29 protein-coding genes are annotated in these 25277 nt (G+C 62.7%); 14 read left to right on the top strand and 15 right to left on the bottom strand.

Going from position 1 to position 25277, the window contains the following annotated elements:
* Window positions 1-21: 21 nt before the first annotated feature.
* Window positions 22-522, top strand: coding sequence for a GNAT family N-acetyltransferase (locus NKI96_RS11575; protein ID WP_023821378.1), 501 nt, complete (start codon window positions 22-24; stop codon window positions 520-522).
* Here the strand turns inward: NKI96_RS11575 and NKI96_RS11570 are convergent.
* Entirely contained in the window at window positions 519-1133 is a 615-nt protein-coding gene (locus NKI96_RS11570) for an HD domain-containing protein (RefSeq protein ID WP_023821377.1), read from the bottom strand. The two genes, NKI96_RS11575 and NKI96_RS11570, sit on opposite strands and share 4 nt — an antisense overlap.
* Window positions 1134-1266: 133 nt before the next feature.
* Here NKI96_RS11570 and cysE point away from each other — a divergent pair, with 133 nt between their 5' ends.
* Both cysE and NKI96_RS11560 read left to right on the top strand, forming a co-directional pair.
* Window positions 1267-2115: a serine O-acetyltransferase gene (cysE, locus tag NKI96_RS11565; protein WP_023695384.1), complete on the top strand. Its 849-nt coding sequence runs from the start codon at window positions 1267-1269 to the stop codon at window positions 2113-2115.
* A gap of 255 nt (window positions 2116-2370) precedes the next feature.
* The gene (locus NKI96_RS11560; protein WP_006200852.1) at window positions 2371-2574 is read left to right on the top strand and encodes a DUF3126 family protein; all 204 of its coding nucleotides are present in this window, start codon (window positions 2371-2373) and stop codon (window positions 2572-2574) included.
* Window positions 2575-2829: 255 nt separating this feature from the next.
* Here the strand turns inward: NKI96_RS11560 and NKI96_RS11555 are convergent, their stop codons facing one another.
* A complete protein-coding gene (locus NKI96_RS11555; RefSeq protein ID WP_352804484.1) occupies window positions 2830-3555 on the bottom strand; it encodes a hypothetical protein in 726 nt (241 codons plus the stop codon).
* Window positions 3556-3665: 110 nt separating this feature from the next.
* Here NKI96_RS11555 and NKI96_RS11550 point away from each other — a divergent pair, with 110 nt between their 5' ends.
* Together NKI96_RS11550 and NKI96_RS11545 are read left to right on the top strand one after the other, a co-directional pair.
* Entirely contained in the window at window positions 3666-4034 is a 369-nt protein-coding gene (locus tag NKI96_RS11550) for a DUF6949 family protein (RefSeq protein WP_023734415.1), read from the top strand.
* An 84-nt stretch (window positions 4035-4118) separates the two neighbouring features.
* The gene (locus tag NKI96_RS11545; RefSeq protein ID WP_023734414.1) at window positions 4119-4646 is read left to right on the top strand and encodes a gamma carbonic anhydrase family protein; all 528 of its coding nucleotides are present in this window, start codon (window positions 4119-4121) and stop codon (window positions 4644-4646) included.
* A gap of 245 nt (window positions 4647-4891) precedes the next feature.
* Here NKI96_RS11545 and NKI96_RS11540 read toward each other — a convergent pair whose 3' ends face one another.
* The 3 genes from NKI96_RS11540 to NKI96_RS11530 form a co-directional block, all read right to left on the bottom strand.
* Window positions 4892-5500 carry a transglutaminase-like cysteine peptidase gene (locus tag NKI96_RS11540; RefSeq protein WP_023695381.1) on the bottom strand — a complete coding sequence of 203 codons (609 nt, stop codon included), beginning with the start codon at window positions 5498-5500 and terminating at the stop codon, window positions 4892-4894.
* A gap of 287 nt (window positions 5501-5787) precedes the next feature.
* Window positions 5788-6405: a PilZ domain-containing protein gene (locus tag NKI96_RS11535; protein ID WP_023667501.1), complete on the bottom strand. Its 618-nt coding sequence runs from the start codon at window positions 6403-6405 to the stop codon at window positions 5788-5790.
* 123 nt (window positions 6406-6528) lie between these two features.
* Complete coding sequence (locus NKI96_RS11530; RefSeq protein ID WP_023734413.1) at window positions 6529-7164, bottom strand: PAS domain-containing protein; 636 nt, start codon at window positions 7162-7164, stop codon at window positions 6529-6531.
* 399 nt (window positions 7165-7563) lie between these two features.
* Between NKI96_RS11530 and NKI96_RS11525 the strand changes: the two genes are divergently transcribed.
* The 4 genes from NKI96_RS11525 (at window position 7564) to NKI96_RS11510 (ending at window position 11096) form a co-directional block, all read left to right on the top strand.
* The gene (locus NKI96_RS11525; protein ID WP_023706620.1) at window positions 7564-8331 is read left to right on the top strand and encodes a rhomboid family intramembrane serine protease; all 768 of its coding nucleotides are present in this window, start codon (window positions 7564-7566) and stop codon (window positions 8329-8331) included.
* Between the two features lie 138 nt (window positions 8332-8469).
* Window positions 8470-8901: a CBS domain-containing protein gene (locus tag NKI96_RS11520; protein WP_023667498.1), complete on the top strand. Its 432-nt coding sequence runs from the start codon at window positions 8470-8472 to the stop codon at window positions 8899-8901.
* Between the two features lie 202 nt (window positions 8902-9103).
* Entirely contained in the window at window positions 9104-10603 is a 1500-nt protein-coding gene (gatB, locus tag NKI96_RS11515) for an Asp-tRNA(Asn)/Glu-tRNA(Gln) amidotransferase subunit GatB (RefSeq protein WP_023715796.1), read from the top strand.
* 4 nt (window positions 10604-10607) lie between these two features.
* Window positions 10608-11096 (top strand): GNAT family N-acetyltransferase, encoded by a 489-nt coding sequence (locus tag NKI96_RS11510; RefSeq protein WP_023710580.1) that lies wholly within the window; start codon window positions 10608-10610, stop codon window positions 11094-11096.
* Window positions 11097-11112: 16 nt separating this feature from the next.
* Here NKI96_RS11510 and NKI96_RS11505 read toward each other — a convergent pair whose 3' ends face one another.
* From NKI96_RS11505 to panB, 4 genes are all read right to left on the bottom strand, one after another.
* Window positions 11113-12513, bottom strand: coding sequence for an ArnT family glycosyltransferase (locus tag NKI96_RS11505; RefSeq protein WP_352804481.1), 1401 nt, complete (start codon window positions 12511-12513; stop codon window positions 11113-11115).
* Window positions 12514-12695: 182 nt separating this feature from the next.
* Entirely contained in the window at window positions 12696-13856 is a 1161-nt protein-coding gene (locus NKI96_RS11500; RefSeq protein WP_352804478.1) for a helix-turn-helix transcriptional regulator, read from the bottom strand.
* A 224-nt stretch (window positions 13857-14080) separates the two neighbouring features.
* Complete coding sequence (panC, locus tag NKI96_RS11495; protein WP_352804693.1) at window positions 14081-14938, bottom strand: pantoate--beta-alanine ligase; 858 nt, start codon at window positions 14936-14938, stop codon at window positions 14081-14083.
* An 11-nt stretch (window positions 14939-14949) separates the two neighbouring features.
* Entirely contained in the window at window positions 14950-15780 is an 831-nt protein-coding gene (gene panB / locus NKI96_RS11490) for a 3-methyl-2-oxobutanoate hydroxymethyltransferase (protein WP_352804475.1), read from the bottom strand.
* Window positions 15781-16101: 321 nt separating this feature from the next.
* Here panB and NKI96_RS11485 point away from each other — a divergent pair, with 321 nt between their 5' ends.
* The 3 genes from NKI96_RS11485 to NKI96_RS11475 all read left to right on the top strand — a co-directional run bounded on the left by NKI96_RS11485 (window position 16102) and on the right by NKI96_RS11475 (window position 17626).
* Window positions 16102-16500, top strand: a complete 399-nt coding sequence (locus tag NKI96_RS11485; protein WP_352804472.1) for an NADH:ubiquinone oxidoreductase subunit NDUFA12 — start codon at window positions 16102-16104, stop codon at window positions 16498-16500.
* Window positions 16501-16615: 115 nt separating this feature from the next.
* Window positions 16616-17167, top strand: coding sequence for a DUF2155 domain-containing protein (locus NKI96_RS11480; RefSeq protein ID WP_023667490.1), 552 nt, complete (start codon window positions 16616-16618; stop codon window positions 17165-17167).
* 75 nt (window positions 17168-17242) lie between these two features.
* Window positions 17243-17626, top strand: coding sequence for a hypothetical protein (locus tag NKI96_RS11475; protein ID WP_023667489.1), 384 nt, complete (start codon window positions 17243-17245; stop codon window positions 17624-17626).
* Between the two features lie 42 nt (window positions 17627-17668).
* Here NKI96_RS11475 and aat read toward each other — a convergent pair whose 3' ends face one another.
* The 6 genes from aat to NKI96_RS11445 form a co-directional block, all read right to left on the bottom strand.
* Window positions 17669-18286 carry a leucyl/phenylalanyl-tRNA--protein transferase gene (aat, locus tag NKI96_RS11470; protein WP_023681498.1) on the bottom strand — a complete coding sequence of 206 codons (618 nt, stop codon included), beginning with the start codon at window positions 18284-18286 and terminating at the stop codon, window positions 17669-17671.
* A 27-nt stretch (window positions 18287-18313) separates the two neighbouring features.
* Complete coding sequence (accC, locus tag NKI96_RS11465) at window positions 18314-19657, bottom strand: acetyl-CoA carboxylase biotin carboxylase subunit (protein ID WP_023681497.1); 1344 nt, start codon at window positions 19655-19657, stop codon at window positions 18314-18316.
* Window positions 19658-19667: 10 nt separating this feature from the next.
* Window positions 19668-20132 carry an acetyl-CoA carboxylase biotin carboxyl carrier protein gene (accB, locus tag NKI96_RS11460; RefSeq protein ID WP_023681496.1) on the bottom strand — a complete coding sequence of 155 codons (465 nt, stop codon included), beginning with the start codon at window positions 20130-20132 and terminating at the stop codon, window positions 19668-19670.
* Window positions 20133-20158: 26 nt separating this feature from the next.
* Entirely contained in the window at window positions 20159-20593 is a 435-nt protein-coding gene (gene aroQ / locus NKI96_RS11455; RefSeq protein ID WP_023667485.1) for a type II 3-dehydroquinate dehydratase, read from the bottom strand.
* A 150-nt stretch (window positions 20594-20743) separates the two neighbouring features.
* A complete protein-coding gene (locus NKI96_RS11450; protein ID WP_023667484.1) occupies window positions 20744-21547 on the bottom strand; it encodes a DsbA family protein in 804 nt (267 codons plus the stop codon).
* 58 nt (window positions 21548-21605) lie between these two features.
* On the bottom strand, window positions 21606-23018 hold the full coding sequence (locus NKI96_RS11445) for a M48 family metalloprotease (protein ID WP_023702473.1): 1413 nt from the start codon (window positions 23016-23018) through the stop codon (window positions 21606-21608).
* A gap of 144 nt (window positions 23019-23162) precedes the next feature.
* On the opposite strand from NKI96_RS11445, the gene NKI96_RS11440 reads away from it, so the two are divergent.
* Together NKI96_RS11440 and NKI96_RS11435 are read left to right on the top strand one after the other, a co-directional pair.
* Window positions 23163-24311 (top strand): pyridoxal phosphate-dependent aminotransferase, encoded by a 1149-nt coding sequence (locus NKI96_RS11440; RefSeq protein WP_352723464.1) that lies wholly within the window; start codon window positions 23163-23165, stop codon window positions 24309-24311.
* 11 nt (window positions 24312-24322) lie between these two features.
* Window positions 24323-25252: a glutaminase gene (locus tag NKI96_RS11435; protein ID WP_023702472.1), complete on the top strand. Its 930-nt coding sequence runs from the start codon at window positions 24323-24325 to the stop codon at window positions 25250-25252.
* Window positions 25253-25277 lie beyond the last annotated feature (25 nt).

Raw genomic sequence — 25277 nt, 5'->3', positions numbered from 1 at the left:
GCAGCCGGAGGCGGTGCCGCTTTGGTTGACCTTCTCGTCACCTATATGGACATGCGCGAACCGAATTCGGCGCCGGCTTTCGACTGCCCGCTATCGGGCGCCACGGTGGCGCGTGAAACACTTGATGTGGCCGACTATATCAGCCTCTACCACGCGGTCGGCGAGCCCGTGCAATGGGACCAGCGGCTGCGCATGCCGGCGGAAGACCTCGAGCGCCTGCTGGCGCTGCCCTCGACACATATCCATGTGCTGCGCGTCGAGGGCGAGGCCGCTGGTCTGTGCGAATTCAACGGCGTCGGCCAGCCTGAGGTCGAGCTGGTTCATTTCGGGCTGGTTCCCGCCTTCCAGGGTCGCAGGCTCGGCCCGTTCCTGCTCGACCAGGCGCTTCGCGCCATCTGGTCGCGGGCGCCGCAAAGGGTCTGGCTTCATACCGACACATACGACCATCCGGCCGCGCAATCGGTCTACAGGCGCGCCGGTTTCAAAGCCTATGCGCAGCGCATGGAGACATTTCCGGATTAGGATTTGAGCGTTTCTAGAGACCGCGCCAGGTTTTGCCTGGCCTGGGGCTCGAACCTGTGGCGGAATTCCTGCGTGTGAAAAATATGCTGGCGCGCGAGGAAAGTCTTGAGAATCGCGCCGCGGCCGGCGCGCCACATAGGCTCCTCGACCCAGTCATATTCGCGTCGGACCGCTTGTTCATAGGCGTCGAAAGCGTCGGCTGACGCACCCAGTATCGCCAGGTCCATGTCGAGGAAAAGCGCTGCGTCGCGCAGGGAGTTCTGATCGGCGAGGCCCCGTGGTTGAAGGCTGGGCAGTTCATGCGTGGCGGTGGCGACGATCATCGCCGCGATGCGGCCGAGGCGCTCCGGATCGGTGCGGGCGCCAAGTTTGTCCTGCGCAAGTGCCGCACTCCTGGCCTCGTTGTCCTTGGCGCGGCTGTCATAGATGGCGTCATGGAACCAGATTGCGGCTTCGACGGCGCCGGAATCATGCAGCGATGCTCGATATTCGTCCGCCAGCGCCAGCAACGCCTCTATATGGGCGAGGTTGTGATAGTGGCGATCCGGAGCTTGATAGAGCCGGCAAAGCGCGCGTTTCAGCGGGGCGTCGATCAAGGGTTCGTTTTCCATGGCGGCTTGAATTTCCGTGAACCAAATCCATTTCACCGAGCACTAAGGAAAATTGAGTTCAATCGTGCTATGATCTGGCTTATATGTGCCGCCGGAGAATAGGCAAGCGGCCAGGACGCAGGACAAGACGTCGATGAACAGCATCAGCATTTCCCGCCCCACAAAGGTGCAGCCGGTCGATCCGATCTGGCGTTCGGTCCGCGACGAGGCGATGGAAGCGGTCAACCGCGACCCGCTTCTGGCGGCGTTCCTCTATTCGACCATCCTCAACCAGGAGAGCCTGGAGGAAGCTGTCATCCATCGGCTCGCCGAGCGGCTCGCGCATCAGGACATCGGCTCCGACCTCATCCGCCAGACGTTCAAGTCGATGCTGGCCGACGACAAGGAATGGTCGTCGATCGTTCGTGTCGACATCCAGGCCTATTACGACCGCGATCCGGCCTGCGACCGCTTCATCATGCCAGTGCTCTATTTCAAGGGTTTCCATGCCATCCAGACGCACAGGCTGGCACATTGGCTGTGGAATCAGGGCCGCAAGGATTTCGCGCTCTATCTGCAGAGCCGCTCGTCCTCGGTGTTCCAGACCGACATCAACCCGGCCGCACGCATCGGCAAGGGCATCTTCATCGACCACGCCACCGGCCTCGTCGTCGGCGAGACGGCGGTGATCGAGGACGATGTGTCGATCCTGCACGGCGTGACGCTGGGCGGCACCGGCAAAGCCGGCGGTGACCGTCACCCCAAGATCCGTTACGGCGTGCTGATCGGCGCCGGCGCCAAGATTCTCGGCAATATCGAGATCGGCCATTGCTCGAAGATCGCGGCAGGCTCGGTCGTGCTGTCGCCGGTGCCGCACAACAAGACGGTTGCCGGCGTACCGGCCCGCGTCGTCGGCGAGACCGGCTGCGACCAGCCTTCGCGGCAGATGGACCAGCTTTTGCCGTCGCAGTCGATGGACCAGGTCGTCAGCTTCGACATCTGATTTGCAACACCCGGCGTGCCGGACTGAGTCCGGTTGCCGGCGCCGTTGCCTCTGGAGCATGATGCCGAAAAGTGTGAAGCGGTTTTCGGACGACATCATGCTCTACCTCCTTGATTTAGAGGCGGATTTGGATTCGACCTGAAATCATCCGGCTCCAGGGTTCGCGTTCTATCCAACCGGCTTGCCTTTACATCGCCATTGTCGACGTGCCAGAAGCGCGTTCCAACGAGCAAGCCCGACGATCGGAGAATACTTTTGAAGCCGGACGAAATCAGAAAGCTGGACGCCTATTTCAAGCGCGTCTTCCAGAATCCCAAACTCGAGGTGAAGGCGCGGCCGCGCAAGGAAGATTCGGCCGAGGTCTATGTCGGCGACGAGTTCCTCGGCATCGTCTTCAAGGACGAGGACGACGGCGACTATAATTTCTCGATGGCGATCCTCGACATCGATCTGGCCTGAGCCCAGAGGGCTACGGACTTCGGCGATTGGCGGCAGCCACCTGCGCCATCGTCATCCCGGGGAGAAGCAGCCGCACAGCGGCGTCGCTGAGACCCTGGGATACATTCCGGGCCTCGGCTCAGGAATGTGGCGGTCCAGAACTGCCTCTGCTGCTTCCCAACAGTAATTCTGCACCGCTTCGCTGCCTTAAGGGCATGGAACGGATCCTCGGGTCCGCGCGGCTTCGCGCCCGTGTATGACAAAAGCGGAGGGCCGCTACCGTGCGGTCTTTAAGACGCGCGTGGCCTCGGCGACGATAGCGGCGTCAAGCGCCGGCCAGTTGCCCAGCAACTCCCGGGGAAAGCGGTAGGTCAGGCTGAGGCTGTCGCCGACCTGGATGTCGCGCTCGCAGGGCGCCAGCGATTCCTCAGCGCTCGGTCCGCTCAGGCAGCGGGCGACGAACGGGTCCTTGCCGGGCCGGCCGGCGACCGCAAGCACCTCGTTGAGATAGCCTGATTTTTCCGTAAAACCGTAAATCGTCGTGCCGCCGGGGCCGGGCGCGCCGGGCTGGCTGATGAGCGCGCTATAGATCGGCGCGAAACGGCCGCTCATGTCGCGCGACATCATCTGCGGTTCAAACGACAGGAAGATGATGTTTTTGGCGGCCCCCGTGTGGTTGAAATCGTCGCGGGCGGCTTCGCTGTAACCGTCCATCTGGGGATAGCGCAGATAGAGGTCGAGGCGCGAAGCGATGCCGTCGCGGCGCGCCTGCAGGAAGCGGATGGCGTTGGCCGGCACGGCAATGACATTGTTGCCGATCACTACCCTGTGGACCGTGATGTCGTCGGTGTAGCCGGCCATGGCGATCGAGCGGCCGAACCATTTTCCGCCAAGGCTGATCGCCAGCGACAGCAGCGCCAGTGCGGCAAAGGCATAGAACACCCGCTTCATCAGCACGGAATCGACGACGTTGAATTCTTCGGCGGTCGCTGCCTGCTTCATCGCAATCCCCATAGTCGCCGCCGTCTGTCCCTGGGCTGCACACATGCCGCGGCACGGCTCTTGCTGCGCTGGACGCGACTGTGCGATCTCATGGTAAACGGAAGGTAAAGATGAGCCTGCTGCTGCCCGTTCTCTTCGCTTTTGCCGTCGGGCTCACAGCCTGCGGGCTTACCGGGTCCGTGATGGAACTGGCGGCGGGCCGCCGGCTTGCCTTTGCCGAACCTTATGTGTCGCCGGCGTACATCCTGCGCTCGCTGGCCGCGACCGCTTGCGCCGGTCCGTTCATGCTCGCCAACGATGCGCTCGATGCGCGGCGCGACGGCCGCATTTCGATGCTGATGCTGGTGTCCTGCGGCTGCACGGTGATCGCCTGGGCGCTGGCGCTGGGCATCGTGCTGATCGCCATTGCCTCCTGGGGCATTGGCTCTCCTGGTGCGCTTCAGCTGTTGGTGGAATCGCTGGCGCGGTATTTGCCTTGAGGCAATTGCTGGGGAAACCGCTACGCGGTTTTCCCAGGATTGTTCTAGGGTTTGTCCCGGCCTGCGACGAATCGGAGACTGGAAATGCCGACCTATGTAATCGACGGAAAATCGCCCCGTTTCGAGGATGCCGACAGCAACTGGATCGCGCCCGATGCGACGTTGATCGGCGACATCAGCGTCGGTCGCAATGCCGGCTTCTGGTTTGGCGTGGTCATCCGCGGCGACAACGAGGCGATCGTCATCGGCGCCGACAGCAATGTCCAGGAACACACGGTGATGCACACCGATCCCGGTTTTCCCCTGACGATCGGGCAGGGCTGCACGATCGGCCACCGCGCCTTGCTGCATGGCTGCACGATCGGCGACAACAGCCTGATCGGCATGGGCGCCATCGTGCTCAACGGCGCCAGGATCGGCAAGAACTCGCTGGTCGGCGCGGGCGCGCTGGTCACCGAGGGCAAGGAGTTCCCCGACAATTGCCTGATCGTCGGCTCGCCCGCGCGGGTTATCAGGACGCTGGACGACGCCGCGGTCGCCAGGCTGCGCGCCTCGGCCGCGCACTACGTCGCGAACGGCAAGCGCTTCAAGGCGGGGCTGAAGAAGGCCTGAACTCTATCCTGTTTGACGATGATCTTTTCCGAACGGCAGGTCAGCGCAGCAAAAACCGGTTCTCACTTTTCGCTGCCGAGGTCCTTCGGTTCGCGATCATGGTCCAGAAATGGTGGAGCCGGCCCGGGGACGGGGCCGGCTCCTTAAAACCCGGTCGTTGGGGACGGGGAGGGTGGGGGACTCGACCGGGCTTTCTCGTTAGGCACGTCGCATTATTCGATGTGCTTGACCTCTGTGATGGCGTCCTAGCGGACGCTGGCAACCGCGTCGGCGCGACCGTCATTGATCGTCACCCACACGCCGGAATTCTGGTCGGACTGGCGCTTCAGGTAGGTGTAGTCGGTGTCGGTCCAGGACAGCACCTTGGACTCCAGATTGTCGAGGATGAACTCGCCGAGGCTGGTGCGCACGGTCAGCACCGCGTGGCCGTCGCCATTTTGTTGGCGCGCCACGGTCATCAAGAGATTGCCGGCGGGAACGCCGAGCGCCATCAATTCGCGGCGCTTCTCCAGCGCATAGTCCTCGCAGTCGCCGAAGCCGCTGTCGGGATAGGACCAGACCTCTTCCTTACCCCACATTTCCATGTCGGTGCGCGGCACGATCCGGGTGTTGACCGAATTGTTGACGTCGACGATCGCCGCCCACAGCTTGCGGGTCAGTTCGACCGGTGCCTGCTTCGGCGTGCGCTGAGCGCACTCCTGCGGCAGCTTCTGGCAGAATTCGTAGTGACCGACCGGCTGTGTCGTGCGGCCGCCAGTGTGCATGTAGGCCGGTCCTGCTGCTTGCGCCGTTCCCCAAGCGGAAAGCTGCATCGCCATTGCCAAGAGCAACAGCTTGCCCCACGTCTTTGCCATTCGTCAGTCTCCCCGTTTGAGGAGACAATGACAGCGTTGGATTTATTTGACGCAAAAACCCGAAGTAGACATTGAGTAAAAGCTCAATAGAATACGCGTAAAATTTGACCTATTTTAATATAAAATCGTTCAGGTCTCGGCGTAAAACCGCGGTGTCGGGGCGCGGATTTCCGGGTGGAGCCGTGGATTTGCTGCGTGCCGCTACAAGCTGGAGAGGCAGGCGGAACGCCGGCAACAAAAACCGGCCGCGCAGGGCCGGTTCGTTTTTGCTGCCTGTTGCCGATCGTTCAGGCGCGCGGGGCGTTGAACTCGGAATCGAGCGTTTCCGGGCGCTGGATGACGGCGAATTCGATGGCGACGCCATCCTCGAAATGACGCACCACCTGGCCACGCATGGTGCCCAGCATGACCTGGATGCCGAGCGCCGGCTTGACGTCGATCTCGACCGCCGCGCCCGACAGCGACAGGTCGATGATGCGGCACTGATACTGGCGCCCGTCGGTGAGCTGCAGCACGCTTGTCGGGTTGCGCGGCGCCACGCGTTCGTGGCGGCGGTCTTCCGGCAGGTCGAGTTCATGCTTGTTGGCGAGCCAGGTCAACTGCGCGGCCAGTTTGTCCTTCTTGCGATCCGAGGCAATGACGGTCATGGCAAAGCCGTCCTGCGAAGTGCGCGTCACCACGCCCTCGATGCGGCCGATATGATCGATATAGGCAATGATTTTTTCGCCCGGCATGCCGACGCGCTCGGTGCGCAACGCGACATTGCCCGGTGACATATCGACGACCTGGCAAGGGTGTTCGGTGCGGTCCTCCAGCATGAAGCGCCCGTAGATCTTGACCCGGACGCGCTGAAAATTACGCCTTTCGGCGCGGGACGGTGCGTATTCGACCGCCGCTGACCTCATGACTGCCTACACCCCGTTGGCATTCCCGCGTCGTGCGTGGAATCTCGGCAAAAACTACAGCCAAGCAGGTTAACAAAGGGAAAAGTGGGCCCCCGATAGTTAAGATTAGCGCCGGCTTGGAGACTATTGCTCGCGCCCGCCGTCGAACACGACGAGGTGGCGGATACGGCGCGACCGACCGAGCGCCGAGATGGTCTCCGGCGCTTCGAGTTCGGGAGCCAACGACGGAACGGATATTTCCGGCCGGTTTTTCAGGAACATCGGTTCCTTGTCGGGATCGATGACGCGGATGGCGTCGATCAGCGCGTCGGTGATCGGGTCGGCGCCCAGCCAGAACGGCTTTTCCACGGCGCTGATGACGCCGAGGCAGCGCGGGTTCTCGACGCCGCCGTCGAGCGGCAGCGCAAGCAACTCGAAGTGGTTGGACCGGCCGCTGCGGCTGAACCCCTCATAAGTGATCAGCACCACGGATTTCTGCTCGAAAACGCCGTGAATGAGGCGCGACACCAGCCGCTGGTCCTTCTCGCGCCATAGCGAGGGGAACGAAAACCCCTTGAGCTCGCGGCCGTAGCCGGCGCAAAGCCTGGTGCCGGCAAGCCGGAACACCGCTTCGCCGCGCGTATCCCTTTCCAGGATGAAGGTGTCGGCCAAAAGCGCCTTGATATCGGCCGGTTCGACTTCCGAACGCTTTGGGGCAGGACGTCCACCACGCAGGCGATTCCAATAATGGAACAGCGCGATTGATCCGTTCTGGTTCATGCTATGAAACTCCGCGCATTCTGCCGTCTGATGGTCCCATCGGTGAACAGAAAGGGCGCCCTCCGATGACCTACATGCGTTCCGGAGCAGGATGCGTGCCAGCGTCGTTAAGACTTGTTCACGGGTCGGGGACGTTAAGGTTAACAAATGGTTTACGTTGCGCGCACAGGCTCGCCATGGCACACCAAAACCACGCCAGAAGCGGTCGTTTCGCGACGACCAACAGCACTTCGGTCAATAGTTTAGGGGAGCAGGGGGCTCGACCAGCCGTTCAAGGGAAACCTTGGACGGCTTCTTTTTGATTCGCGGTTTGTGATTCGCGCTTTGTGATTCGTAGTTTGTGATTTGTCCGGGCATGGCCTAGATGCTCGCGACACGCAAATCCCTGGATCAGAGCATATGAGCGAACCGGCCGGCCCCTTGGAGACCGAACAGACCGCGGAGGCGCCGCCGCCGCGCCGCGAGCCGGTGTTCAACCTGCCACCGGCGGTGCTGGCGGTGATCGGCATCTGCGTTGCCGTCTTCCTGCTGCAGCAATATGTGCTGACCGAAGAGCAGCAGATAACATTGCTCACCGACGGCGCCTTCATTCCGGTCCTCTACACCGGCCAATACGGTTTCGACTGGTTCCTCTTCACCCGTCCTTTCACCTATGCCTTCATGCATGGTGGCGTTGCCCACATTGCCATCAACATGGTTGCGCTGGCCGCCTTCGGGTCGCCGCTGGCCAACCGTCTCGGCTGGTTCTGGTTCGCCTTGTTTTTCGCCGCCACCGGGCTGGCCGCGGTGGTGCTGTTCTGGGCGGTCCATCCATATGGCGAAGCACCGCTGGTCGGCGCTTCCGGGGCGATATCGGGCATGATGGGTGCGGCGGCTCGCTTCGGGTTCCGTACCGACCGCTCCTCCGGCAGGGCGGCCTTTGCCGGTCCCGTGCTGCCGATCGCAGTCGTTTTGCGCATGCGCGGCGTCGTCAATTTTCTCGGCGCCTGGATGGTCATCAATCTCGCCACCGGCCTTTACGGTCTCGGGCTCGGAGAACCCGGCCAGATCGCCTGGGAAGCGCACATTGGCGGCCTCGTCGCAGGCTTCTTCGGATTGCGCTGGTTCGACCGGCGCTGGCGGGCGCCTGAATGGGAGATCCCCGACGACCAGCGCACCCCCCACTAGCGCACTCTATTGGCGCACCCCACTGGCACACCCCACTGGCACACTTGAAAAGCAACCGATCACGGCGCACGATGTTCACTCTTATGTGAAGCCGGTCAGGGCGGGAGCTGGCTAGCCAAGCAGGAGGAGGAGGACGCCATGACGGTTAAGGCAATTCTCGAGAGAAAAGGCCATGACGTGTTCACGCTCGGGCCGAATGTAAAGCTCAGCGAAGCCATTCGAATCCTGGCCGACCACAAGATCGGTGCACTGGTCATCACCAACGGCGATCGCAAGATCGTCGGCATCCTTTCCGAGCGTGACATCGTGCGGGTCGTTGCCAGGGAAGGCGCTGCCGCACTTGATATAACGGTACGCTCGGCGATGACGCCGAAAGTGAAGATCTGCAACGAGAACCACACGGTCAACGAGGTGATGGAGATCATGACCAAAGGCCGTTTCCGCCATCTGCCGGTGGAAAAGGATGGGCTGCTCGACGGGATCGTGTCGATCGGCGACGTGGTCAAGCGCCGCATCGAGGATGTCGAGCGCGAGGCCGACGAAATCAGGGCCTATATCGCAACGGCCTGACCTGACGAAGAAACCGCCGTCCGAATACCGGCCGGCGGCGTTCATTCTATCGGTTGCCGAGCGGCCGAAAGGGGCTGAAAAGGCCAGCCCACTGCTCTGCGCTGCTTTGGGCGCTTGTCTCGCGAAGCGGTTTGCACTAGCGAAGACCGATACCCAAATTCGCGAAAATCGCAGTTTTCGCGAGCCAAAAGCGCAGGCCACCATGACCCTTATCGATACCCGCACGCCCGATGCCAAACGTTTTATTCCCGGCGCTACCGGCGATTGGGAGATCATCATCGGCCTCGAGGTCCATGCGCAGGTAACCTCGGAAGCAAAGCTGTTTTCCGGGGCGTCGACGACTTTCGGCGCGGCGCCCAACGCCAATGTCAGCCTGGTCGACGCGGCCATGCCCGGCATGCTGCCGGTCATCAATGAGGAATGCGTCAAGCAGGCGATCCGCACCGGCCTCGGATTGAAGGCGCAGATCAACCACAAGTCGGTTTTCGACCGGAAAAACTATTTCTATCCCGACCTGCCGCAGGGCTACCAGATATCGCAGTTCAAGCAGCCGATCGTTGGCGAAGGCACGATCGTCATTTCGGTCGGTCCCGACCGGCAGGGCGAGTTCGAGGATATCGAGATCGGCATCGAGCGCCTGCACCTGGAGCAGGACGCCGGCAAGTCGATGCACGATCAGCATCCCACCATGTCCTATGTCGATCTCAACCGCTCCGGCGTGGCGCTGATGGAGATTGTCTCCAAGCCCGACATGCGCTCCGCCGACGAGGCCAAGGCGTATGTCACCAAGCTGCGCACCATCGTGCGCTATCTCGGCACTTGCGACGGCAACATGGACGAAGGTTCGATGCGCGCCGACGTCAACGTCTCCGTTCGCAAGCCCGGCGGCGAATTCGGTACGCGCTGTGAGATCAAGAACGTCAACTCGATCCGCTTCATCGGCCAGGCCATCGAGTTCGAGGCGCGCCGCCAGATCGCCATCCTCGAGGATGGCGGCAAGATCGACCAGGAAACCAGGCTGTTCGACGCCGTCAAAGGCGAGACGCGCTCGATGCGCAGCAAGGAAGAGGCGCATGACTACCGCTACTTCCCCGATCCCGACCTTTTGCCGCTGGAGTTCGACCAGGCCTATGTCGACGCGCTGGCCAAGGAGTTGCCGGAACTGCCCGACGACAAGAAGGCGCGCCTGATCTCCTCACTTGGCCTGTCGACATACGACGCCTCGATCCTGGTGTCGGAAAAGCCGATCGCCGACTATTTCGAGCAGGTGGCCTCGGGCCGCGACGGCAAGCTTGCCGCCAACTGGGTCATCAATGACCTGCTCGGCCAGCTTAACAAGGCCGGCAAGGACATTGAAAATGCTCCTGTAACACCGGAGCAGCTCGGTGCCGTGATCGACCTGATCAAGGAAGGCACCATCTCCGGCAAGATCGCCAAGGATCTGTTCGAGATCGTTTGGAACGAGGGCGGCGATCCGCGCCAGCTGGTCGAAAGCCGCGGCATGAAGCAGGTCACGGACACCGGCGCCATCGAGAAGGCGGTCGACGAAGTCATCGCCGCCAACCCCGACAAGGTCGAGCAGGCTCGCGCCAAGCCGACCATGGCCGGCTGGTTCGTCGGCCAGGTGATGAAAGCCACCGGCGGCAAGGCCAACCCGCAGGCGGTCAACGATCTGGTCAAGGCCAAGCTCGGTATCGAATAGAACAATGTTCGTCCGCACCGCCAGCGAACGTGACCTTGCCGCTGTCCGCGCGCTGCTGGTCGAAACCTGGCACGCAACCTACGACGCGATCTATGGCGCCCAGCGGGTGATCGAAATTACCGACGACTGGCATTCGATCGCCTCGCTCAAGGCGCGGCTGACAAGGCCGAACTCGGAATTCCTGGTCGCCGATGACGGCAAGCGTATCGGCGGCATGGCTTTTGCCGCCGCAACGACGGATGCGAAGATCGTGCTGCTGAACCAGCTCTATGTACTGCCGGCCTGCCAGCGGCAAGGCATCGGCCAGGCCTTGCTGGACGAGGTCGAAGCCAGCTTTCCCGAGGCGAACAGGTTGCGCGTCGAGGTGGAAGAGGCCAACGTGCCGGCCATCGCCTTCTACCGTTCGAAGGGATTTTTGCCCGTCGGCAGCACCGCCGATTGCGGCGGCGGTTCGGGGTTGCCGGCGCTGATCTTCGAGAAACCGCTGGGATAGGCGCCCGACGAAACGCTCAGTGCTGTCCTTTCAGCACGACCAGATAGCCGCGTTCCACCGGCTGCCGGAAGGCGATCTGTTCGGATGTGCCCGGATCTTTCGATTGCTTTTCGATGACGTAGCCGCCGGGGTGAGACTTGAGCCATTCCTCGGGCTTGTCGGCGTTCTCGAACGGCTTTTCTATTCGCCCAAGGAAACCGACCTCGCCCTGATAGTCGTAAGCGACGGCCCAGTCGGCGTCCTTTCGTTCGTCGATGAAGCTCGCCAGCGGCGCGAGATCGTAGCGTTTGAACACGGTTGCCGAGGCGGCGGCGTGGCCGACGGCGAAAAGGGCAAGCATGACAAAGGCCGTAGCCCTCAGCCTGGCGACTGAAATCTCGGCCATGAAGTAGCCCAGCAGAATGGTCGCGAACGGTAGTGCCGGCACGACATAGTGCGGCTGCTTGCCGGATATGGCGCTGAAGACCAGCAGCACCGCAATGAACGAGAACGACAGCAGGCGCAGGGCACGCATATCCGGGGATTTCGTGTCGATCAGGCTGCGTATCCGGGCAGCCGGCTTCAGCCGCCACACCGGGGGGATAAAGGCCCAGGGCACGAACATGAGCGGCAACAGCATCAGGTAAAAGTAAAATGGGCGGCCATGCGAATTGTGCAGGCTTCCGGTAACCCGACCTGCCGACTGGTTCCACACGAGATCGTAGACGAAACTGCCCTTGGTCAGGATGGTCGCGGGCGCCAGCCATATGGCGACCGGGACAAGGGCGGCGAGAATTGCCAGGCCGGCTCCGGCAAAGAACTGCAAAGGGGCAAGGCCGGCTCGCCGGTCACGCCAGAGGGGATAGAGTAGGACGGGCGCGCCGATGTGAATGAGCACGACCGGGCCTTTGGCCAGCACGCCGAGCCCGATGAACAGACCCGCCAGCACCGCCTGCCAGCGGTTGCCGGTCCTGGCGAAGCCCAGCAGCGCCAGCAGTGCGGCGACCACACAGGCCGTCAAAAGCATGTCGAACAGGATCAGGGTCGAATAGATGACAAAGACGGTGCTGCCGGCCACCAGCCAGGGGATGCGACTGGCGATGTCCGGGCGCTCGGGAAACAGGGTTTTGGCCAGAAGCGTCGTCAGCCAGATGACCAGCGACGAGGCGGCGAAGATGACGAGCATCGCCGCCGCGCGGCTCACACCGAAGATGTTCCAAGACAGATCGATGAGCCAGAACAACAGCGGCGGCTTTTGCAGATAGGGCGCAAAGTTCATCGTCGGTACGAAGACATGTCCACCGAGATACATCTCCCAGGCGACGCTGAGATAGCGCGTCTCATCGACCGGCAGTAGTGGACGGAAAGCGAGCGCGATGCAAAGCAGGGCCAGCAGGAAGAGGTAAGGCAGCAGCCGTTCAATTCGTGTCGGTATCAAGTTCGGGGACCGCCCAGGAAATGGTTTCCACGTCCGGTCGTGCACGATGCACCGTCTCCGGACTGGAGCAGAACCGCACCATGATTTTGGCCGAATTGCAACGATGCCGGCTTGGTATTGTGGATTACGCCTGCGTACCGGCAAATAGTTGAAAAATTTGACGATTGACTCCGAGTATGGCTTCAGGCCGAGCGCAGCGGCGGCGTCAATTCGCGCATCAGGAGTTCCAGCTCTCGCTGATCGCCGGTGGCGGTCTTGTCGAAGATCGTCGCCAGCTGTGATTTGACGGTGCCGTCCGAGACGCCGCTGGCAGCCGCGATTTCACGCCGTGTCAGCCCGGCGGCGACATGGCCGGCGACACGCTTTTCCGCTGCGGTCAGTCCGAACAGCGCAGCGATCGCTTCCAGCGCCGGCACTGATGCGGCGCCGGCGGCGGCAATGAAGATGGCCGCGGCGGCGCGCGGCGATATGCGGGCCAAAATGTCGCGTCGCGCCAGAGGCATGACATGCGCCACCGCCGGAGACATGGCCTTCACCAGCGGAATGTTGATGCCGGACGGTCCGAGCGCGAATTCGTCGCGCGTGCCGAGCTGGACGGCGCGACCGATGGCGGTGTTGGCGTTGGCATAAGCGAAGGACAGCTGGCCGCGCACCGAGGACACTGAGGCGGTTTCGGTGAGCAGGGCTTCGGCTGCCGGATTGGCGAAAATGATCTGCATATCGTCGGCGACGATCAGCACTGGATGGTCGAGGCTCTCAAGGATCGAGCGAAAGATGTCGGCCTTGCGCCGCTCGGCCTCGAACAGGTCGCCGATGGTCACCGCACGCCGGACATGGGGGGCCAGCCTGGACATCAGGTCGATATCCCTGGCTGAAATCTGGGGCCTGTCCTTGTCGGTAACCACCATCAGCGTGCCGGTGCGCGCCGGCTGCTTCATCAGCGCTACCCAGAAGAAATCGTCGAGACGGTTGGGTTCCACCCACTCGCGCACGATGCGGCTTTCGAGCCAGTTCTGGCGGGCGTCGGGGCCTTGCAGGGCGTAGACGCTATCGACGGTGAACGGCATGTCGATTTCCATCTTCGGCACCGCCTTGAAGAAGGGCACCTCGCAGGCGTAGTCGCGCTGCAGCGGCTCAAGCAGGACCGGATCGCCGCAGGAAGTCGAAAACCGGGCCGAGTTTCTCGCCGTATCGACGACCGCCAGCATGGCAAGCCGGCCGAGCGCCAATTTGCAGATTGATTCGAGCGTCGATGGCCAACGGCCGACATCGGCAATCGAATCGTAAATCGCTTCGACGATCTGCGGCAGGGCGCGACCGAATACGTTGGCTTGGACAGACACGTAGAGCCTCGTAAGTATTGCAGCGTAGTGGCAGGTAACACACTGTCTCTGCGTGGGGTCGCACACAACATAGCCGGCGTGGTTAAGTCTGTGAAACGTCTCACAGCGGCGTTCGGTGTATTGTGAGCGCTTACGGGCTGGCCAGAACGTGCCTGATGAGCCGTTGTCTAAGAGCGCTCGGGCCGGTCTGCGATACAAATCAAAGTGAACGGAATTGGAATTTTTCAGGGAATAAATGAGGAAACTTCCACATTGTCGATCAACCTGGTTCTGCCAAGCCACGCCGCGGCAAGCAGGCGGCCATCGCCGTCACGCCGCCACGAGGTGAGCGTCAGGCTCTCGCGCGCGGCGACATAGTCGACGCTGTCGAAGCCTGCCTCGAGAAGCGCGGCAGTGGCTTTACCGGTCACGCCGTTTTCATCGGCACCGGCCGCGAGCGCTGCCGCCGTCTGGCGCAAGATGACATTGAGCTGTCGCGCGACGTCGAGTTCGGCGGCGTCGAGATAGGCGTTGCGCGACGACATTGCCAGGCCATGCGCATCGCGCACGGTTGGCGCGCCGACGATTTCCACCGGAAGGTCAAGATCGCGGCAGAGCTTTCGGACGACGCAAAGCTGCTGGTAGTCTTTTTCGCCGAAGATGGCGTAGTCGGGCAGGGCTTGCAGAAAGAGCTTGGCCACGACCGTGGCGACGCCCTCGAAGAAGGTCGGCCTGAAATCCGATTCCAGGCCAGAAGACGGGCCGCCGACCGAAATCTTCGTCGCAAAGCCTGCCGGATACATTTCGGAAACCGTAGGCGTGAAGGCAAGCTGTGCGCCGGCCTCGGTCAGCCGGTCGAGATCGCGGGCCAGCTGCCGCGGATACTTGTCGAGATCTTCAGTGGGGGCGAACTGGGCCGGGTTGACGAAGATGGAGACGACGCAGCGATCGGCCGTTGCGAGCGCAGCCCCGACCAGCGAGATATGGCCGTCATGCAAAGCGCCCATGGTCGGCACCATGGCGACGCTCAGGCCTTCGCGCCGCCATTCGCGGATCTGCGCGCGAAGGCCGGGCACGGTGTCGACGACGAGCGGCTGGCGGATGGGGGGCCGGTTCATGCCTTGTCCTTGTCGCTCGCGGCTGAAAAGACGTGGCCCGGCCCGGGGAAGGTGCGGCTGCGCACCTCCGCCGCATAACGCGCCGCGGCATCGGCGACCGCGCTGCGCAAATCGGCGTATTCCTTGACGAATTTCGGCACCCGGTCGACCGTCAGGCCGACCATGTCGTCGATGACCAGGATCTGGCCGTCGCAATCGCGGCTGGCGCCGATGCCGATGGTAGGAATGGTAATGTGCCGGGTGAGGTCGGCGGCAACGGTCTCGACCGTGCCTTCGATGACCAGCGAAAACGCGCCGGCCTTTGCGACCGCGTCGGCGTCGCGCATGAGCGCGGCCACATTCTCCGGGGTGCGGCCCTTGATCTTGTAGCCACCGTCCTTTTCCACCGATTGCGGCTGCAAGCCGATATGGCCCATCACAGGAATGCCGGCCGCGACGATTGCCGCGATCTGGAGGGCGACTTCGACGCCGCCTTCCAGCTTCACCGCCTGGCAGCCGGTTTCCTCGGAGATGCGGCGCGCCGAGGCAAGGGCTTGCGCGGCCGAAGTCTCGTAGCTGCCGGCCGGCATGTCGACCACCACGCAGGCCTTTGCCGAGCCGCGCATCACGGCCTGGCCATGGACGATCATCATTTCCAGCGACGCGCCAAGCGTGGTCTTGTGGCCATGCAGCACCATGGCAACGCTGTCGCCGACCAGGAGAAGGTCGACATGATCGTCGAGCAGGCGGGCGACGGGATAGGTGTAAGCGGTAAGGCATACGACCGGCACGCCGCCCTTGCGGGCGCGTATTATCTCCGCACTGATCCTGGCGACAGCTAAGGCCATTCCTCACCTCCCGCAGCCGGCGTTGACTACAGCGCCGCGCGTCCCGTGGACGCGCAAAGGAGGCTGTATCACTTTGGTTGCGCATGACCCCGAAAATCGATTTCGATTTTCGGGGTCATGCGGCAGCGCCGGGCGATGAGAGCTTTAGGAAGACGCAGCCGGCTTGGCAAGCGTCGGTTCGCAGGTGCGAAATGGATCGGCCAATGACCGAGCGTTTCGGCATGCCGTCAGTGCCGCAGGCGCCGCAAAACCCTTGCCTTCGCGGAGTCCTGACGCCATAAGCAGGAAGCAGGCACCGCCGTGCGCCCCGCGAGGATCTGAATGAAAACTTTCCTTCTGCAGTTTTTCACCTGGTGGAACCGCCAGACGCTGGGAACCCGTTTCCACACCTGGCGCCACGGCAACAAGGTCGGCCAGGACCCTGCCGGCAACGTCTACTACGAAGGCGGCGTCGATTCGGAAGGCCGCACCCGCCGCTGGGTCATCTACGCCAATTATTCGGAGGCGTCGGCGATCCCCCCGGGCTGGCACGGCTGGATGCATCACCGCGTCGATGTGGCGCCGCCAAGCGATGACTATCGGCCGCGCGAATGGGAAAAGGCGCATGAGCCGAACCTCACGGGAACACCGGCGGCTTATCGCCCAAAGGGTTCCGTGCTCACCAATCAGCACCGTCCGCAGGTGACGGGCGACTACGATGCGTGGACGCCTAGTTCTTGACCGCCGGCCGGTCCTTTGTCGCCACAATTGGCGTTTAGCTGCTTGCTGATATGACAACGGCGAATAGCCTTGGGCGTGACAGAATCACCCGGGCCCAAACCACCGGTATCTCCGCATGAACATTTTCAGCCTGACATCGATGGCCGGACTGGCGGCAATTGGCGCTATCGCCATGTTCCCGACAGCGTTTGCCGCGGCGCAGGCGCCTGCGGCAGCACCCGCAATCTCCGATCGCATCACCAATCCGGTCGCCGAATTTGCCGGCATCGACAAGATCACCGGCCGTATCATCACCTTCGATGTCTACATCGACGAAACCGTGCAGTTCGGCGCTTTGCAGGTGACGCCGCGCATCTGCTATTCGCGGCCGGAGAATGAAGAGCCGAAGACCGATTCCTTCGTCGAAGTCGACGAAATCACGCTCGACCGCAAGATCCGCCGCATCTTCACCGGCTGGATGTTCGCCGAGAGCCCCGGCCTAAACGCCGTCGAGCACGCCGTCTATGACGTCTGGCTAAAGGGCTGCAAGCAGAAGTCGGATGTGCCCCCGCCCGACGCGGCCAATGCCGAGACGCCCAAGGTCGACACGTCCAAGCCAAAGCCCGCCGCTGCTCCGGCCGCCGAACAGCCGGACCCCACGGAGCCTGACGCGACCAACACCAACTGATCCTCCGGAACCGTCATGGCCACCATGCGTTGGGCCATGGACGACCGCGCATTTGCGCGCTTGGAGGATATTCTGATGTCGGACAGCAAACGGATCACGGCCAGCAAAGACGACCTGCTCGAACTCGAAAAGGGGTTCTGGACGGGCGACGAAGCTTACTACGCCGCCAATGTCGACACAGAATGCCTGGTAGCATTTCCTGAGATGGCACAGGCAATGGACAATGCCGATCTGGCCAAGACCGCGACCAAGCCCAACCGCTGGCGCGACCTTCAGATCGACCTCAAGGGTATCATCGAGCCCGGCAGCGACATTATCATGCTGACCTATGAGGCTCATGCGACACGAGAAAACGGCGAGCCCTACGCCGCGTTGGTCAGCACCGGCTATGTTCATCGTGTCAACGGCTGGAAGATGATGTTCCATTCGCAGACGCCGATGGAAACCGCGAAGGGCTGACCCCTTTCACCGGTCGAGCCGGCTCGGCCGCTCGGTCTCCGGTCAGGGATAAAAAACGGCTTCGCCCTTCAGCGCGTCGGCCAACATCTTCTCGTATTTGACGCGCGGCACGTCGACCGCGCCGAAGCGTTTGAGATGCTCGGTGGTGAATTGCGTGTCGAGCAGGGCAAAGCCGCGCGCCTTCAGCCGCTCGACCAGATGATACAGGCAGGTCTTGGACGCGTCGGTTTCCCGGGCGAACATGCTTTCGCCGAAGAACACGCGACCGAGCGAGACGCCATAGAGGCCGCCGACCAGCCGTTCCTCGCGCCATGCCTCGACCGAATGGCAGTGCCCAAGACGGTGCAGCTCGATATAGGCTTCGCGGATCGGCGCGTTGATCCAGGTCGAGCGGCGCTCCTCGCGCTTTTCGGCGCAGCCGTCGATCGTCGCCTCGAAATCGAAATCGAAGCGGATGTCGAACGGGTGCTTGCGGATCGTCTTCCGCAGGCTCTTCGGCGTGTGGAAGCCGTCGAGCGGGATGATGCCGCGCGTCTCCGGCCGCACCCAGAACACTTCCGGGTCGGAAGCGCTCTCCGCCATCGGGAAGACGCCCGAGGCATAGGCCTTGAGCAAGAGGTCGGTCGGAATGCGATAGCCGGGTGCGTAAGGGCGGGTCATCGCGGCATCATAGCGGCAATTCGGGCGCTATTCCTCTTTGGCCAGATACTTTTCCAGCCAGTGGATGTCGTAGTCGCCATTGGCGATATCGGCATTGCCGACCAAGTCGCGAAACAGCGGCAGCGTCGTCTTGATGCCATCGACGACGAACTCGTCGAGAGCCCGGCGCAGCCGCATCATGCATTCGACGCGGTTGCGGCCGTGCACGATCAGCTTGCCGATCAGGCTGTCATAATAGGGCGGGATCTTGTAGCCGGAATAGACACCGGAATCGACGCGAATGCCGAGACCGCCAGGCGTGTGGAAATGCGTGATCGTGCCGGGCGAAGGCGTGAAGGTACGCGGATCCTCGGCATTGATGCGGCATTCGATGGCGTGGCCGTTGAACTTTATGTCCTCCTGGCGCACTGAAAGCCCGCCGCCGGAGGCGACGCGGATCTGTTCGTGCACGAGATCGATGCCGGTAATCGCTTCCGTCACCGGATGCTCGACCTGCAGACGCGTGTTCATCTCGATGAAGTAGAACTCGCCATTCTCGTACAGGAATTCGATGGTGCCTGCGCCGGAGTAGCCGAGGTCGGCGATGGCCTTGGCACAGATATTGCCGATGCGGGCGCGCTCCTCGGCGTTGAGGGCCGGCGAGGGCGCCTCTTCCCAGACTTTCTGGTGGCGGCGTTGCAGCGAACAGTCGCGCTCGCCGAAATGCACGCCGCGGCCGGCGCCGTCGCCGAATACCTGCACCTCGATGTGGCGCGGCTTTTCCAAGTATTTCTCGATGTAGACGGCATCGTCGCCGAAGGCCGCGCCGGCTTCCGTGCTCGCTGTCTGCAAGGCGATCTCGAGATCGGCTTCGGTAAGGGCGACCTTCATACCGCGCCCGCCACCGCCTGCCGATGCCTTGATGATCACGGGATAGCCGATCTCGGCGGCAATGCGCCTGGCTTCCTTTTGATCGGTGACGGCGCCGTCGGAGCCCGGCACAACCGGAATGCCGAGCCGCTTTGCCGTGCGCTTGGCCTCAATCTTGTCGCCCATGATGCGGATATGGTCGCCCGACGGACCGATGAAGGTGATGTTGTGGGCGGCGAGGATATCGGCGAACTTTGCGTTCTCCGACAGGAAACCGTAGCCCGGATGCACGGCGTCGGCGCCGGTGATCTCGCAGGCGGCGACGATCTGGTGGATGTTGAGATAGCTGTCGCGCGACGGCGGCGGACCGATGCACACGCTTTCGTCGGCGAGCCTGACATGCATGGCGTCAGCGTCGGCGGTCGAATGCACGACCACGGTCTGGATGCCGAGTTCCTTGCAGGCGCGCAGCACCCGAAGCGCGATTTCGCCGCGGTTGGCGATGAGGATCTTCTGGAACATCCGGCCCGCTCTACTCGATCACGACGAGCGGCATGCCGTACTCGACCGGCTGGCCGTCCTCGAACAGGATCGCCGTCACCGTGCCGGCGCGCGGCGAAGGGATCTGGTTCATCGTCTTCATCGCTTCGATGATCAGCAGCGTCTGGCCTTCCTTGACCTTCTGGCCGACTTCGATGAAGGCCTTGGCGTCGGGCGAGGGCGCGAGATAGGCGGTGCCGACCATCGGCGAGGGGACCGCGTTCTTGGACGGGTCGGCCACTGCTGGTGCGGCAGCCGCGCCCGCCGCGGGCTGCTGCGCTGCCGGAGCATAACCGGCCTGCGGGGCGGCGATGGCGTGGACGGCCGGCGCCTGGCGCGACACGCGCACCTTCAGGTCGCCGAGCTCGACTTCGATCTCGGTGAGATTGGTGTCGTTCAGTATGCCCGCGAGATCGCGGATCAGTTGCTGGTCAACACCGGTCTTCTTTATCGACATTTTCGAGCCTTCTGTTTGTGGGCCGGTCATAGGCGTGCCGCCAGCGCCTGCAGCGCCAGCGAGTAGCCAAGCGGCCCGAACCCGCAGATCATGCCGACAGCGACCGGCGCGACCATGGAGACGTGGCGGAATGGTTCCCGCGCGTGGATGTTGGAGAGGTGAACTTCGGCGACGGGCAGCGGCGCGACAGCGCGGATGGCGTCGTGAATGGCAATCGAGGTGTGGCTGTAGGCACCCGGATTGATGACGATGCCGGCTGCCTTGTCGCCGGCTTCCTGGATCCAGTCGACGAGGTCGCCCTCATGGTTCGACTGGCGAAAATCAATCTCGAGGCCAAGCGCGGCGCCCGCCTGCTTGCAGTCGTCGGCGATCGCGGCAAGCGTCTTGCCGCCATAGATGCCCGGCTCGCGCTTGCCGAGGGCGTTCAGGTTGGGGCCGTTCAGGACGAAAATCGTTTTCAAAAATGCCGACCTTTTCCGACGCCGGCCTCAAGCCGGCGCGCAGGGCCTTCTATAATGGGCATAGCCGCCTGCGGAAAGAGCACAAGTGCGATCTTTCACTGTCCACAACAGGCGGAAATGTGCCCGTGAGAAATAGGCTCGCGTGCAAGATCAGAGCGCGGCTTTCGCCGCCTCGATCTTTTCAGCCAGCACTTCCTGGCCGAGCGCCCCGAACACCACCTCATTGCCGACCACGTAGGAAGGCGTTCCGGTGATGGCCAGCTTGTTGGCGAGGTCGAAGGTCTTGGAGAAAGCCTCGGTGATGGTCGGATCCTTCATCTTCTCGCGCAATTTCGCCTCATCGGCGCCTAGCGACAGCGCAACCTTGATGGCCGCCGCCTCGGTGGCGCGGCCCTGGCCGCCGAGCAGGGCGTTGTGGAACTCGCCGTATTTCTCCGGATGCATCAGGTGGAAAGCCATCGAGACGACGCTGGCCTTTTGCGAATCCGGCCCGAGGATCGGGAATTCCTTGAGCACGAAGCGCAGCTCCGGATCGGCCTTTGTCAGAGCCTGCATGTCGTCGATGGCGCGTTTGCAGAAGCCGCAATTGTAGTCGTAGAATTCGACGATGGTGACCTTGCCCTTCGGATTGCCGACGACGCCGTCGAAGGTCGAGTTGAAAATCTCGGACTTGGCCTTCTCGATGACGCCGAGGCTGGCTATGCGCTGCTCTTCCTTCTGCTTGGCCTCGAGCGCCTCCTGCACTTCAAGCAGCACTTCGGGGTTCTTCAGGAGATAGTCGCGGATAATGCCCTCGACCTCGGTGCGATCGATCTTGGTGTCGGCAGAGGCGGTCTGCACGGTCTGCGCCGTGCCGGCCTTGGCCACCTGCGGACTGCCGGCGACGAACCCGAAAGCGAGCATGGCAAGAGCAGCCGCCACTCCCGTCGTGCCGAGCAATATTGCCTTGTTCATCGTCTCATCCTCTTTACCGGTTCCGGTCTATCCTAGTCGCCGCGGGCGACCGGAAGGTTCATTTCTTGAGTTTGCCTGAAGGGTTGTAGTTTATGATGTCCTGCGCCCGAATCCAGCCGGGCTCGCCGCGCTTCAAGTCTTTTTGCGCGCGCATGGCGAAAATTTTCGCATTCGTGTAATCGCCGGAATAAAAGTGGCCCTCGGCGGTGGCGAGTTCCGCCGCCGGAATGTTGCCAAGCTCGCCATAGGCCTGGGCGAGATAGCGGTATCCGACCGTGTTTTCCTTGTCGCGCCCGAGACCGTTGTTGATCTGCACCACCGCCTTCTTCAGCGAGTCGGGCGTGCCGATGGCCATCAGCGCCTGGCCGAGGGAAACGGGCAACAGGCCCGACCTCACCGGATCGAGGCTGACCGCCTTGGCATAGGCGTCCGCGGCGTCCTTGGGCTTGTTGGCCTTCATCAGTATGTCGCCGCGCATTTCCTGGAAGTAGGGGTTCTTCGGCTGTTCCTTGATCAATCCATTGGCCTTGGTCAGTGCTGCACCCAGATTGCCGTAGAGATAGGCCATCTGCGCTTCGCCATAGCGCGAGGCGAGGCTGCCCGGGGCCTTGCGGATCAGCCGCGTGGCGGCGGCCTGGCCGCCCATATAGGCGGCGATCTTGATGCGCATCATGTCGTGCCGCTGCTGCAGTGCCGGCGGATCGACCTTGTCGACGTTAGGGCTCTGCTTGACCAGCACTTCGAGATTGGCGATGCGCTCCTGCGGCATCGGGTGGCTGATGCGGTAGGGATCGACCTGCGTGCCGGAAAGCGACAGCGCGCTCTGGAAGCGGGCGAAGGTCTTCAGCATGCCCATGCCGGACTGGCCGGTGGCATTGAGATAGGTGATGGCAGAGCGGTCGGCGGTCGACTCTTCGGTGCGCTGGTAGGCAAGAATGCTGCGCTGCGCCATCTCGCCGCCGCCCGCAGCCACGCCCATGCCGGCGCCGGCAAGGCCGCGGCTGTTGGTGGTGGCGCCGGCAACGATGGCGCCGGCGCCAAGCAGCGTGGCGATGATGGCCATGGTCTTGGCGCGCTCGAGCTGGTCGCGCAATTTCTGCTGATGGCCGCCTGCGATGTGGCCGGCCTCATGGGCGATGACGCCGATGATCTCGTTGGGCGTTTCTGCCTGCATCAGCGCGCCGGTGTTGATGAACAGCCGGCGCCCGGTGACGAAGGCGTTGAAGCTCTGATCGTTGACCAGAACGATATCGACACCGTCATTGGCAAGACCGGCCGCCTTGAAGATCGGCCGCGCATAGTCGCGCACCAGCGCCTCGATCTCGGCATCGCGCACGACCGGCACCGCCTGCGCGAAGGCCGTCACCGAGCCGGTGACAGCGACGGCGGCGGCAAGCAAAAGCGTCGCGAAGCCGCGCGCTGTCTTCCCGATGGAAGATTTGGACATCGTCGATTTGGGTCGGCTCAGCATGAGGTCCACTGGTAAACGAGCGGGCGAACGATGAAAAGTCACGGCACCGAAACTAGGCGAACTTGTGATCCTCACATCAATCGGGCATTTGTGCGGCGCTGCCGCCGGTTCATGGCTTCGAGCGGCGGGCCGGACGGAGGTCAAATGGTAGTTTCGCTGTCGCGCCGCGGTGAAGTCGAGCCGTTTCACGCCATGGACATTCTGGCCGAAGCCAACCGGCTGAAGGCGACGGGCGTGCCTGTCGTCTCCATGGCCGTCGGCCAGCCATCCGATCCGGCGCCCGTGGGCGCGAGGGAAGCAGCCGCAAATGCGCTGAGGATCGGACGCATCGGCTATACCGACACGCTCGGTCTGGCGGATCTGCGCAAGGCGATCGCCGCGCATTATGGCGACCATTACGGGATCGATGTCTCGCCGAACCGGATCGCCGTGACCACGGGATCGTCGGCCGCCTTCAATCTGGCCTTCCTGGCGATGTTCGATCCCGGCGACCGCGTCGCCATCGCATCACCCGGCTATCCGGCCTACCGCAACATCATGGCCGCGCTCGGCATCGAGATCGTCGAGATCGAGCTCGGCACGGACGCCTACCTGCACGCCGAGCATTTGAAATCGGCGCACCAGGAAAAACCGCTGAAGGGCGTGTTGTTCGCCAGCCCGGCCAATCCGACAGGTGCGGTCATTCCCGTCGACGAGTTGTCCGCACTGGTGAGGACAGCCGAAGAACTCGGCATCGCGGTGATATCGGACGAAATCTATCATCGGCTGGCCTATGCCGCGCCCGACACCACTGCGCTGGCCCATGGCTCAGGCGTGACGGTGATCAATTCCTTCTCGAAATATTATTGCATGACCGGCTGGCGCATTGGCTGGATGGTGCTGCCGGAAGCTCTGGTGAGGCCGATCGAGCGCATCGCCCAGAGCCTCTACATCTCGCCGCCGGAACTGTCGCAGATCGCGGCGATCGAAGCCTTCAAGGCGACGCAAGAGCTGGAAGCGGTAAAGGCGCGCTACGCCTGGAACCGCGAGCTGTTGATGCGGCGCCTGCCGGAACTCGGATTTCCCTTGGCGGCGCCGATGGACGGCGCCTTCTACGCTTTCTGCGATGTTACCCGGCATACCAATGACAGCATGGCCTTTGCGCGCAAGATGCTAGCCGAGGCGCATGTGGCGGCTACGCCCGGCCGCGATTTCGATCCACTTCAGGGCCACCGCACGATGCGCTTTTCCTATGCCGGCAGCCATGACGACATGGTCGAGGCGATGGTGCGCATCGAGCGCTGGCTGAAATAGCGGGGACGAGCATGCCGGATCTTGAACAAGCGCTGGCCGATGTCGCCGCCGAGATGGCCGAGCGCACCGATCGCGGTGACGTCGCCACCTACATTCCGCAGCTCGGCAAGGTCGATCCGAAGAAATTCGGAATTGCCGCCGTGACCAATGACGGCCGCGTGCTGGTCGCCGGCGACGCCGACCAGGCGTTTTCGATCCAGTCCATCTCCAAGGTGTTTACGCTTACGTTGGCGCTCGGCAATGTCGGCGACGCGCTGTGGCAGCGTGTCGGACGCGAGCCGTCGGGCAATCCGTTCAACTCGATCGTGCAACTCGAGCATGAGAACGGCATTCCGCGCAATCCGTTCATCAATGCCGGCGCCATCGTCGTGTCCGACATACTGCTTGCCGGCCACCAGCCGCGCGAGGCGATCGGCGAAATCCTGCGCTTCATCCAGTTCCTTGCCGATGACGAAACCATCATCATCGACCGCGAGGTCGCGGCTTCCGAACGCGCCACCGGCTATCGCAACTTCGCGCTTGCCAACTACATGAAATCCTTCGGCAATCTCAACCATGCACCGGAGCTGGCGCTGGGCGTGTACTTCCACCATTGCGCCATCGCCATGAACTGCCGGCAATTGGCGCTGGCCGGCCGCTTCCTCGCCAATGGCGGCAGAAACCCGGCAACCGGGCACTCCGTGGTGTCTGCCGAGCGGGCGCGGCGCATCGGCGCCATGATGCTGACCTGCGGCCACTATGACGGTTCCGGCGATTTCGCCTTCCGTGTCGGCATTCCCGGCAAAAGCGGCGTCGGCGGTGGCATATTGGGGATCGTGCCGGGTGTTGCTTCGCTCGCCGTATGGTCGCCGGGCTTGAACGCCAACGGCAATTCCAAGCTGGGGTCGATCGCCTTGGAAAAACTGGCCAGGATGATGAACTGGTCGATTTTCGCCCCCTGACGCCTTCCGTCATTCGCGCATGCAA

The sequence above is a fragment of the Mesorhizobium sp. M0292 genome, assembly GCF_040321695.1.
In the GTDB taxonomy this organism is placed as follows: domain Bacteria; phylum Pseudomonadota; class Alphaproteobacteria; order Rhizobiales; family Rhizobiaceae; genus Mesorhizobium.
This window is presented reverse-complemented; position numbering and strand designations above follow the sequence as displayed.

Excerpts from the sequence above, each read along its gene's own strand:
- NKI96_RS11570 (WP_023821377.1), bottom strand. The coding sequence starts at position 1,133 with ATGGAAAACGAACCCTTGATCGACGCCCCGCTGAAACGCGCGCTTTGC.
- cysE (WP_023695384.1), top strand. The coding sequence starts at position 1,267 with ATGAACAGCATCAGCATTTCCCGCCCCACAAAGGTGCAGCCGGTCGAT.
- NKI96_RS11555 (WP_352804484.1), bottom strand. The coding sequence starts at position 3,555 with ATGAAGCAGGCAGCGACCGCCGAAGAATTCAACGTCGTCGATTCCGTG.
- NKI96_RS11550 (WP_023734415.1), top strand. The coding sequence starts at position 3,666 with ATGAGCCTGCTGCTGCCCGTTCTCTTCGCTTTTGCCGTCGGGCTCACA.
- NKI96_RS11545 (WP_023734414.1), top strand. The coding sequence starts at position 4,119 with ATGCCGACCTATGTAATCGACGGAAAATCGCCCCGTTTCGAGGATGCC.
- NKI96_RS11540 (WP_023695381.1), bottom strand. The coding sequence starts at position 5,500 with ATGGCAAAGACGTGGGGCAAGCTGTTGCTCTTGGCAATGGCGATGCAG.
- NKI96_RS11535 (WP_023667501.1), bottom strand. The coding sequence starts at position 6,405 with ATGAGGTCAGCGGCGGTCGAATACGCACCGTCCCGCGCCGAAAGGCGT.
- NKI96_RS11530 (WP_023734413.1), bottom strand. The coding sequence starts at position 7,164 with ATGAACCAGAACGGATCAATCGCGCTGTTCCATTATTGGAATCGCCTG.
- NKI96_RS11525 (WP_023706620.1), top strand. The coding sequence starts at position 7,564 with ATGAGCGAACCGGCCGGCCCCTTGGAGACCGAACAGACCGCGGAGGCG.
- NKI96_RS11520 (WP_023667498.1), top strand. The coding sequence starts at position 8,470 with ATGACGGTTAAGGCAATTCTCGAGAGAAAAGGCCATGACGTGTTCACG.
- gatB (WP_023715796.1), top strand. The coding sequence starts at position 9,104 with ATGACCCTTATCGATACCCGCACGCCCGATGCCAAACGTTTTATTCCC.
- NKI96_RS11510 (WP_023710580.1), top strand. The coding sequence starts at position 10,608 with ATGTTCGTCCGCACCGCCAGCGAACGTGACCTTGCCGCTGTCCGCGCG.
- panB (WP_352804475.1), bottom strand. The coding sequence starts at position 15,780 with ATGGCCTTAGCTGTCGCCAGGATCAGTGCGGAGATAATACGCGCCCGC.
- NKI96_RS11485 (WP_352804472.1), top strand. The coding sequence starts at position 16,102 with ATGAAAACTTTCCTTCTGCAGTTTTTCACCTGGTGGAACCGCCAGACG.
- NKI96_RS11480 (WP_023667490.1), top strand. The coding sequence starts at position 16,616 with ATGAACATTTTCAGCCTGACATCGATGGCCGGACTGGCGGCAATTGGC.
- NKI96_RS11475 (WP_023667489.1), top strand. The coding sequence starts at position 17,243 with ATGTCGGACAGCAAACGGATCACGGCCAGCAAAGACGACCTGCTCGAA.
- aat (WP_023681498.1), bottom strand. The coding sequence starts at position 18,286 with ATGACCCGCCCTTACGCACCCGGCTATCGCATTCCGACCGACCTCTTG.
- accC (WP_023681497.1), bottom strand. The coding sequence starts at position 19,657 with ATGTTCCAGAAGATCCTCATCGCCAACCGCGGCGAAATCGCGCTTCGG.
- accB (WP_023681496.1), bottom strand. The coding sequence starts at position 20,132 with ATGTCGATAAAGAAGACCGGTGTTGACCAGCAACTGATCCGCGATCTC.
- NKI96_RS11450 (WP_023667484.1), bottom strand. The coding sequence starts at position 21,547 with ATGAACAAGGCAATATTGCTCGGCACGACGGGAGTGGCGGCTGCTCTT.
- NKI96_RS11445 (WP_023702473.1), bottom strand. The coding sequence starts at position 23,018 with ATGCTGAGCCGACCCAAATCGACGATGTCCAAATCTTCCATCGGGAAG.
- NKI96_RS11440 (WP_352723464.1), top strand. The coding sequence starts at position 23,163 with ATGGTAGTTTCGCTGTCGCGCCGCGGTGAAGTCGAGCCGTTTCACGCC.
- NKI96_RS11435 (WP_023702472.1), top strand. The coding sequence starts at position 24,323 with ATGCCGGATCTTGAACAAGCGCTGGCCGATGTCGCCGCCGAGATGGCC.